Genomic DNA, 352 nt, shown 5'->3' on the forward strand with positions numbered 1-352 from the left:
CCGGGAACAAGGCCCCAACACGCTCTCCATTACCGACGATGCCACCACGATTGCCAGCATGCGCGCAATCTTAGAATCCACCAACAACACCGACCTCCTTCAAGCCGCCAACGACATCTTCTTCAACCAAGCAAGCGGTACAAAGCCGGCCGTGCGCACCCAAGTCATCATCACCCTGAATGAGCTCGACCAAATCATCAACGGCGACGGGGACGAAATCCAGCTCAACCTGACTAACGGCGCGCGCATGACAGGCGCAGAGTTTCTCACCCACACGTTTGCCGAAATAGGCTACGCCACCCTCGTCCACCCTGTCGAAGGCCCCATCAACACCTGGCGACTAGAACGGGGA

At 58.0% G+C, this 352-nt stretch carries 1 pseudogene; it reads left to right on the top strand.

The annotated features are described in order from the left end of the window. Positions 1-58: 58 nt before the first annotated feature. Positions 59-352: pseudogene (locus HMPREF2896_RS09985) on the top strand (HNH endonuclease); the annotation flags it as partial.

It is taken from the genome of Corynebacterium sp. HMSC069E04 (assembly GCF_001813175.1).
Taxonomy (GTDB): Bacteria; Actinomycetota; Actinomycetes; order Mycobacteriales; family Mycobacteriaceae; genus Corynebacterium; species Corynebacterium aurimucosum.